Source organism: Nocardioides sp. LMS-CY (assembly GCF_018732145.1).
Taxonomy (GTDB): Bacteria; Actinomycetota; Actinomycetes; order Propionibacteriales; family Nocardioidaceae; genus Nocardioides; species Nocardioides soli.
In genome coordinates this window covers 5391374-5399158 of record NZ_CP076104.1, presented here as the reverse complement: position 1 = coordinate 5399158, position 7785 = coordinate 5391374, and the positions used below count along the sequence as shown (strand labels likewise).

General features: G+C 69.5%; 10 protein-coding genes. 8 read left to right on the top strand and 2 right to left on the bottom strand.

Annotated features, from left to right (window positions below):
* The first annotated feature begins 497 nt into the window (after positions 1-497).
* The 8 genes from rpmH to KM427_RS25340 are packed head-to-tail and all read left to right on the top strand — an operon-like array spanning position 498 to position 5678.
* Positions 498-635: a 50S ribosomal protein L34 gene (gene rpmH, locus KM427_RS25375; protein ID WP_011758123.1), complete on the top strand. Its 138-nt coding sequence runs from the start codon at positions 498-500 to the stop codon at positions 633-635.
* A 26-nt stretch (positions 636-661) separates the two neighbouring features.
* Positions 662-1009, top strand: coding sequence for a ribonuclease P protein component (rnpA, locus tag KM427_RS25370; protein ID WP_215525779.1), 348 nt, complete (start codon positions 662-664; stop codon positions 1007-1009).
* Positions 1006-1287 carry a membrane protein insertion efficiency factor YidD gene (gene yidD / locus KM427_RS25365; RefSeq protein ID WP_215525778.1) on the top strand — a complete coding sequence of 94 codons (282 nt, stop codon included), beginning with the start codon at positions 1006-1008 and terminating at the stop codon, positions 1285-1287. The genes rnpA and yidD overlap by 4 nt, the downstream gene beginning before the upstream one ends.
* A gap of 36 nt (positions 1288-1323) precedes the next feature.
* On the top strand, positions 1324-2286 hold the full coding sequence (gene yidC / locus KM427_RS25360; RefSeq protein ID WP_252275454.1) for a membrane protein insertase YidC: 963 nt from the start codon (positions 1324-1326) through the stop codon (positions 2284-2286).
* Entirely contained in the window at positions 2279-2851 is a 573-nt protein-coding gene (locus tag KM427_RS25355; protein ID WP_215525776.1) for a Jag family protein, read from the top strand. The genes yidC and KM427_RS25355 overlap by 8 nt, the downstream gene beginning before the upstream one ends.
* Before the next feature lie 3 nt (positions 2852-2854).
* Positions 2855-3598: a 16S rRNA (guanine(527)-N(7))-methyltransferase RsmG gene (rsmG, locus tag KM427_RS25350; RefSeq protein WP_215525775.1), complete on the top strand. Its 744-nt coding sequence runs from the start codon at positions 2855-2857 to the stop codon at positions 3596-3598.
* Complete coding sequence (locus KM427_RS25345; RefSeq protein WP_353846992.1) at positions 3598-4695, top strand: ParA family protein; 1098 nt, start codon at positions 3598-3600, stop codon at positions 4693-4695. The genes rsmG and KM427_RS25345 overlap by 1 nt, the downstream gene beginning before the upstream one ends.
* Before the next feature lie 2 nt (positions 4696-4697).
* Positions 4698-5678: a ParB/RepB/Spo0J family partition protein gene (locus KM427_RS25340; RefSeq protein WP_502887145.1), complete on the top strand. Its 981-nt coding sequence runs from the start codon at positions 4698-4700 to the stop codon at positions 5676-5678.
* A gap of 48 nt (positions 5679-5726) precedes the next feature.
* Here the strand turns inward: KM427_RS25340 and KM427_RS25335 are convergent, their stop codons facing one another.
* Both KM427_RS25335 and KM427_RS25330 read right to left on the bottom strand, forming a co-directional pair.
* Positions 5727-6494, bottom strand: a complete 768-nt coding sequence (locus KM427_RS25335) for a lysophospholipid acyltransferase family protein (RefSeq protein ID WP_215525773.1) — start codon at positions 6492-6494, stop codon at positions 5727-5729.
* Between the two features lie 15 nt (positions 6495-6509).
* Complete coding sequence (locus KM427_RS25330) at positions 6510-7724, bottom strand: pyridoxal phosphate-dependent aminotransferase (protein WP_215525772.1); 1215 nt, start codon at positions 7722-7724, stop codon at positions 6510-6512.
* Between the last annotated feature and the right edge of the window lie 61 nt (positions 7725-7785).

Here is a 7785-nt window from a genome sequence, read left to right as displayed (position 1 = left end):
TGCTCGCTGTCCAGAACTGTGTGTCCACAACTTTGTCCACAGGTTGTGAACCTGATCCTCTCACTGTGGAGAGAGTCGGTCCGAGACACGACCCAGACCCGGTCTACCTCGCGTTTCCGCAGGTCAGACGGTCTGTGACGGCCGCTGTGGCGGGCGTCACACGCCCTGTGGAGAGGTAGTGGATCATGGCCGGCGGGGAACCTCGGTCACCACGAACGTAACAAGCCGACGACCGGAGCGGCAAGACGTCATCCACAGGCGGGCGCCGAGCGGGCCGTGGCCGGTTTGACCCTGTGGATTGCGGACGCGTACCGTTGGGCGGTCACCCGGTGTCGACCGGTGCCGCATGTCCACGAAGAGCAGTCGCCCACCTGGGCGTTTGTCGTGGGTGGGCGGTGCCAGCCGAAGAGGCTACTGCACGCGTCGCCCGGCCCGGGATGGCTGTTCCTCGGACTTCGCCCGACCGAATCGGGCCCGACCAGCATGGAGAGAAGCTCGTGAGCAAGCGCACGTACCAGCCGAACAACCGTCGCCGGCACAAGGTGCACGGCTTCCGACTGCGCATGCGCACCCGTGCGGGCCGCGCGATTCTGTCGTCGCGTCGTCGCAAGGGTCGCAAGAGCCTCGCCGTCTGAGGCACGGCCGCGGCCCACGCCGGCACGTGCTCTCCACGGCTCATCGCCTCACCGACAGCAGCTCTTTCCAGCAGGTCGTTCGCGGCGGACGCAAGGCGGGTTCCCGGACGCTGGTCGTCCACCTCGCTGAGTCCGCCGAGCCTGCTCGGGTGGGGCCGCTCGTGGGGTTCGTGGTCAGCAGGGCCGTGGGCAGCGCCGTGGTCCGCAATCGCGTGAAGCGCCGACTTCGTCACCTGGCCCGGGAGCACCTCGCGTCGCTCCCGGGCTCTGCTGTGCTGGTGGTCCGGGCACTCCCCGCCGCCGCGACCGCGTCGTACGCGGAACTCGAGGGCGACCTCCTGCGTTGCCTGGTTCGAGCGGGGGTGACGGTGTGAGGTACGACCCCGTCCGGTACGCCCTGATCGGGTTCCTGCGCGCCTATCGATTGCTGATCAGCCCGCTGTACGGCCAGGTCTGTCGCTATCACCCGTCGTGCTCGGCGTACGCACTCGACGCGGTGACCCGGCACGGCAGTCTCCGTGGCACCTGGCTGGCGGTCCGGCGGCTGGCCCGGTGCCATCCGTGGGCTGCCGGCGGCTACGACCCGGTGCCACCACCTCGCACTTCCCGCTCCTCGGCGGGCACGTTCCCAACATCTGAGCAAGGAGCCTGACCCGTGGGATTCCTGGGCGACCTCGGCGGCCTGATCATGACGCCGCTCTACTACGCGATCTCGGCGGTGCTGGTCGCGTGGCACTGGCTGTTCGACACGATCGGGCTGGACCCGGACAGCGGCCTGGTGTGGGTGCTGTCGATCATCGGACTGACCCTGACGGTGCGCGCGGCGCTGATCCCGCTCTTCGTCAAGCAGATCAAGTCCAGCCGGAACATGCAGCTGATCCAGCCGAAGGTCAAGGAGCTGCAGAAGAAGTACGGCCACGACCGGGAGCGTCTCGCCCAGGAGACGATGAAGCTGTACAAGGAGAGCGGGACGAACCCGTTCGCCTCGTGTCTCCCGCTGCTGATCCAGATGCCGATCTTCCTGGCGCTGTTCCGGCTGCTCGACCACCACGCGGCGAAGGGCGACGGCAAGGCGTTCATCACCTCGGACCTGGCGACGAGCTTCCAGAACGCCGAGCTGTTCGGGATCCCGCTCAAGGCGACCTTCCTGAAGGCGGACGGCGACGTCGCCGTGATGATCGTCGCCGCCATCCTGGTGATCGCCATGACGGCGACGACGTTCACCACCCAGCGTCAGCTGATGAGCAAGAACATGCCGCCGGACGCGCTGAGCGGGCCGTACGCCCAGCAGCAGAAGCTGCTGCTGTACGTGCTCCCGGTCGTGTTCGCGGTGGGTGGCATCGCCTTCCCGATCGCCGTCCTCTTTTACTGGACCACGTCGAACCTGTGGACGATGGGCCAGCAGTTCTACGTGATCCGGAACAACCCGGCGCCGGGTACCGCGGCCGCGAAGGCCAAGGAGGAGCGCGACCGGCTGAAGGCGGCCAGGCACGGAAAGCCCGCTGAGGTGGAGGTCGCTCCCGAGCCGGAGCCGGAGCAGCGCCCGCAGCAGCGTCAGCAGCCGAAGCGCCAGTCGCGCCAGCAGCGCCGGAAGAGTCCGGACCAACGACCAAGCCCGAAGCCGAAGCCCGAGGGAGGCACCCATGACTGAGGAGACCGTGACCGAGGAGAGCGTGAGCGAGGAGAGCGTCGCAGACGAGGCCGGAACCGACGAGGCCGGAACTGACGAGGCCACGGCGTCGGTCGAGGAGGGCGCCCGCCTCGAGCAGCTGGAGCAGGAGGGTGACATCGCGGCGGACTACCTCGAGGAGCTGCTGGACATCGCGGACCTGGACGGCGACCTGGACATGGACGTCGACGGAGATCGCGCGGCCGTGTCGATCGTGGGTGCGGACCTGTCCCAGCTCGTGGGTGACAACGGTGAGGTGCTGGAGGCGCTCCAGGAGCTGACGAGGCTGGCCGTCTACCGGGAGACCGGCGAACGGACCCGGCTGATGCTGGACATCTCGGGCTTCCGGGCGCGCAAGCGCGAGGAGCTGGAGCGGCTCGCGGAGGAGTCGGTGGCCACCGTGAAGGAGAGCGGCGAGCGGCTGTCGCTCTCGCCGATGACGCCGTTCGAGCGGAAGGTCGTGCACGACGCGGTCGCCGCCGCGGGGCTGACGTCGGCCTCGGAGGGCGTGGAGCCGCGCCGATTCGTCGTGGTGCTGCCGGGCTGATCGATGGATCACCACGTTTCACGTGAAACGCCCTCCACGCCCGAGTTGGCGCGGAGGGCGTTTCCGTCCGACCGGCTGCGGCTCGCTGAGCGATACGCCGAACTGTTGGCGACCGAGGGCGTCGTCCGAGGCCTGATCGGTCCCCGGGAGGCCCCGCGGCTCTGGGACCGGCATCTGGTCAACTGCGCCTTGCTGACAGAGCTGCTGCCCGAGGAAGCCTCGGTGTGCGACATCGGGAGCGGTGCGGGTCTTCCCGGACTGGTGCTCGCGATCGTGCGGCCCGATCTGCAGGTGACGCTGGTGGAGCCGCTGCTGCGCCGGACCACCTTCTTGGAGGAGGTCGTCGAGGATCTCGGTTTGGAGGGGACCGAGGTGGTGCGCGGCAGGGCCGAGGCGCTGCACGGGACGCGCAGATTCCAGGTCGTCACCTCCCGCGCGGTCGCCCCGTTGGACCGGTTGCTGGGCTGGTCGATGCCGTTGGTCGAGCCGGAGGGAGCCCTGGTGGCGATGAAGGGAACATCGGTGGCTGCGGAGGTGGAGTCGGCCAGACAGGTGCTGGCCGACCTCGGTTGCGCAGAGCCCGAGGTGCGGGTGCTGGGCGAGGGCCTCCCGGTGTCGGCCACGGTTGCCGTCCGGGTGGCCTGGGCGGATCCGCGGCAGGTATCTTTGCCGCTTGCGACGGGCCCGGCGACGCGGCGGACCGCGGGTCGCGGACGGTCGACAGCGAAGCGGAGGCGCAGCAGGTGATGGAGAACGCCGGATCCGGGGCAGGGTTTTCCACCGGCTCGGAGGCGCCCCGTGAGCGTCCTTATCCACAGAACGAGGCGGTTCCTCCACAGGTGGACGGCGGAACGGAGCGACCGGCCGTTTCACGTGAAACCGGATCGGAGCGGCCGTTCCGAGTCCAGACCGCCGAGGAGCTCGCGGTCGGCGCACCCGCCTTCGAGGACGACCACGGGACGCCGTTGGCCCGGGCGGCGGAGCACACGGTGCTTGCCCGGACCGGGGTGCGGATGCGCCCGCCGATGGCACGGCCGGGTCGCACCCGCGTGTTCGTGGTGGCCAATCAGAAGGGCGGCGTCGGCAAGACCACCTCGACCGTGAACATCGCCGCTGCACTGGCCCAGCTCGGCCAGCGGGTCCTGGTGGTCGATCTGGATCCTCAGGGCAACGCCTCGACCGCACTCGGCGTCGAGCACCGACGCGGCGTGCCGTCGACGTACGACGCGCTGGTCGACGGAGAGCCCCTGGTCGACGTCGTGAGCGCGTGCCCGGACGTCGAGAACCTGTGGGCCGTCCCAGCCACCATCGACCTCGCCGGGGCCGAGATCGAGCTGGTCTCGGTCGTCGCCCGCGAGAGCCGCCTCCGCAAGGCGATCCATGGCCACCCCTGGGTGGGCTCGGCCGCCGAGGCGGGGGAGGAGCGGTTCGACTACGTCTTCGTCGACTGTCCGCCCTCGCTGGGCCTCCTCACACTGAACGCGCTCGTCGCCGGCGACGAGATGCTGATCCCGATCCAGGCCGAGTACTACGCCCTCGAGGGCCTCGGGCAGCTGCTCGAGACCGTCGAGATGGTCAAGGCCCACCTGAACCAGCGCCTCGACGTCTCCACGATTCTGGTGACCATGTACGACGCGCGCACCCGGCTCGCGTCCGGCGTAGCCGAGGAGGTCCGCGAGCACTTCGGCGACCACGTCCTCAAGACCACGATCCCGCGGTCGGTACGGGTCTCCGAGGCCCCCTCGTACGGGCAGACCGTGATGACCTACGATCCGGGTTCGCCAGGCGCGCTGTCCTATCTCGAGGCCGCGCGCGAGATCGCCGCCCAGGGAGCCAGCCAGTGAACGTGAACCGCCCGCAGCGTCGTGGGCTCGGCCGTGGCCTGGGTTCGTTGATCCCCACCGCGCCGACGACGGATCCGGCTGACCCGGCCGGTGCCACCGACGCCGTGGAGGGCACTCCGCCGCAGCCGCCGGGCATGCTCGACGGCACCGCGGGACTCGCCCCGGTCGCGGGCGCCTACTTCGCGGAGCTCCCGGTCGGCCAGGTCCGGCCCAACCAGGTCCAGCCCCGCCAGGTGTTCGACGAGGACGCGATGGCCGAGCTCGTCCACTCGGTGCGCGAGATCGGAGTGCTCCAGCCGGTGGTCGTCCGTCGGCGCGGGCCCGAGGACTACGAGCTGGTCATGGGGGAGCGGCGCTGGCGGGCCACCCAGGCGGCCGGCCTCGACATGATTCCGGCGATCGTCCGCGAGACCGACGACGTCGACATGCTCCGCGACGCCCTGCTCGAGAACCTGCATCGCTCGCAGCTGAACCCGCTGGAGGAGGCGGCGGCGTACCAGCAGATGCTGGACGACTTCGGTTGCACCCACGAGGAGCTGGCCGGCCGGATCGGCCGCTCCCGTCCGCAGATCAGCAACACGCTGCGGCTGCTCAAGCTCAGCCCCGCGGTCCAGCGGCGGGTCGCCGCCGGGGTGCTGTCGGCCGGACACGCCCGGGCGCTGCTGTCCGTGGCCGATCCGGAGGTGCAGGACCGGCTCGCCTCCCGAGTGATCGCCGAGGGGATCAGTGTCCGCGGCCTGGAGGAGATCGTCGCGGTCCGCGACGACGACGGCCCGACGGCCGTACGCGTGCAGCGCAACAAGCCGGTGGCTCCCGGACTCGCCGACCTCGCCGAGCGGCTCTCCGACCGGTTCGAGACGAGGGTGAAGGTCGACCTCGGTCGGGCCAAGGGCAAGATCACCGTGGAGTTCGGCTCGCTCGACGACCTGCAGCGGATCGTGGACATCATGGATCCGCGCAACCGGTCCGACCGGCCGATCTGACGGGCGGACCGGCCATAGATCACCAAGCAGATAAGCAGTCTTAGTAATCTATCTCTTTGTCGACTTATTGCTACGTCGCTCCCGACGTCGTCGCAGCTCCTCGGCGTCGAGGCGCAACGCCTCCTCGGGTGTCGGGGCGCCGCCGCCGTACGACGCGGGCAGCCACCACGACCCGGGCGGCTGCTCGCCGCTCGGATAGGCCCGGATGGTCCGATCCAGCAGCGCGGCCATCGCCGCCTTCAGCTCCGCGGTCTCCGCGACCGGATCGGCGCCGGTGGGGTGCAGCGGCTCGCCGACCGTGATCGCAATCGTCTTCCCGCGGGACAGGTCGCGGGGGTGGTCCTTGGTCAGCACCCGCTGGGTGCCCCACAACGTGACCGGGACCAGCGGGACACCCGCCTCCGCTGCGATCCGGACCGCGCCGGTCTTGAACTCCTTGAGCTCGAAGGACCGCGAGATCGTCGCCTCGGGGAAGATCCCGACCGCCTCGCCCCGGCGCAGGTAGTCGACCGCGGTGCGGAAGGACCCGACGCCCGCGCCCCGGTCGACCTCGATGTGGTGCATCGAGCGCATCACGGGGCCGCCGATGCGGTGCCGGAAGATCTCCCGCTTGGCCATGAACCGCACGAGCCGCCCCGACGGGTTCGCCGCGAGACCGCCGTAGATGAAGTCGACGTACCCGACGTGGTTGTAGGCGAGCAGCACGCCGCCCGACCGCGGGACGTGCTCGGTGCCGGTCAGCTGGAAGCGCTGCCCGAGCAGCCGGAAGGCCGCCTTGGCGGTGAGGATGATCGGAGGGTAGGTCAGGTCGCGCATCGTGAGTGACCGTCCTCAGCGACGGGTGGCGAGGAAGTCGGCGATCCGGCCGATGGCCTCCTCGAGCACCTGGACGTCGGGCAGCGTCACCAGCCGGAAGTGGTCGGGGCGGGTCCAGTTGAAGCCGGTGCCGTGGGTGACCAGGATCTTCTTGGCGCGAAGCAGCTCGATCACGAACGCCTCGTCGTCGTGGATCGGGTAGACCTCGGGGTCGAGGCGGGGGAAGCAGTAGAGCGCGCCCCGCGGCTCCACGTTGCTGACACCGGGGATCTCGTTGAGCAGGCGACTGGCCAGCTTGCTCTGCTCGTAGAAGCGGCCGCCCGGGACGATCAGCTCCTCGATGGACTGGTAGCCGCCGAGCGCGGTCTGGATGGCGTGCTGGGCCGGCACGTTGGCGCACATGCGCATGTTCGCCATCAGGGTGAGGCCCTCGAGGAAGTCCTCGGCGGTCTCCTTGGGGCCGGAGATCATCACCCAGCCGGCGCGGTAGCCGCAGACCCGGTAGGCCTTCGACAGGCCGCTGAAGGTCAGGCACAGGACGTCGTTGCCGGCGTACGTCGCTGCGTGGTGGTGCACCGCGTCGTCGAAGAGGATCTTCTCGTAGATCTCGTCGGCGAAGACGACCAGCTCGTGGCGGCGGGCGATGTCGATGAGGCCCTTGACCGTCGCCTCGCTGTAGACCGCACCTGTGGGGTTGTTCGGGTTGATGATCACCAGGCCGTGCGTGTTCTCGGTGATCTTGGCCTCGATGTCGGCGAGGTCGGGGTTCCAGCCGTTGCTCTCGTCGCACTCGTAGTGGACCGCGGTGCCACCCGAGAGCGTGACCGCTCCGGTCCAGAGCGGATAGTCCGGCGCGGGCACCAGGATCTCGTTGCCGTCGTCGATGAAGGTCTGGAGCACCATCGTGATCAGCTCGGAGACGCCGTTGCCGATGAAGATGTCATCGACGCCGACGTCCCGGAGCCCGCGCGACTGGTAGAACTGCGCGACCGCGGTGCGCGCCGGGTAGATGCCCTGGCTGTCGCTGTAGCCCTGCGCGTCGGGCAGGTGGTGCACCATGTCGGCGACGATCGCCTCGGGCGCGTCGAACCCGAACGGTGCCGTGTTGCCGATGTTCAGCTTCAGGATGTGGTGGCCCTCGGCCTCGAGGCGCTGCGCCTCCACGAGGATCGGCCCGCGCACGTCGTAGCGGACGTTCTGCAGCTTGCGGCTCTGTCGGATCTTGCGCACCCGGCCATCCTGACAGGCCGACGCCTACGATGGCTCCGGAGAGCACCCGACAGGAGGTGTG